Origin of the sequence: Pseudomonas fuscovaginae SE-1 (genome assembly GCF_000364705.1) — a bacterium.
Lineage (GTDB): Bacteria > Pseudomonadota > Gammaproteobacteria > Pseudomonadales > Pseudomonadaceae > Aquipseudomonas > Aquipseudomonas fuscovaginae_A.
Map to the genome: position 1 here is coordinate 1 of NZ_AQOH01000192.1, position 507 is coordinate 507.

Genomic DNA, 507 nt, shown 5'->3' on the forward strand with positions numbered 1-507 from the left:
CCGGGGCGATGAGCGTCCGTGCCGCGACATCGACCCAGATCAGGAACAAACTGCCGAGCAAGGCCGACACCGGCAGCAGCCGGCGATGCTCCGCGCCCACCAGGTAACGGGCGATATGCGGCACCATCAACCCGACAAAACCGATCGAGCCACTGATGGAAACCAGTACGCCAGTCATCAGCGAGGCGATCAGGAAGACCTTCAGGCGCACATTGCGGGCACTCAGCCCGAGGGTCACGGCGGTCTGTTCGCCGGCCATCAGTGCGTTCAGCGAACGGGCCATGCCCAGCAGCAGGAGCAGCCCGCAGAGCACGCTCAGCGTCGGCACCAGCAGCAGTTCCCAGCGCGCCAGGCCAAGGCCGCCGAGCATCCAGAACATCACCGCGGAACTGGCCCGGTGGTCGCCGAGAAACAACAGCAGGTTGGCCAGCGCCATCATCACGAACGACACCGCCACCCCGCACAGCAGCAGCCGTTCGCTGTCCAGCCGGCCGTTGCGGCTGGGGG

Annotated in this window: 1 protein-coding gene; it reads right to left on the reverse strand. The window is 66.7% G+C overall.

Translation table 11 applies throughout. The features are described from left to right. On the reverse strand, nt 1–507 hold a 507-nt coding region (locus K675_RS0117430; protein WP_017904774.1), incomplete at both ends, for a FecCD family ABC transporter permease.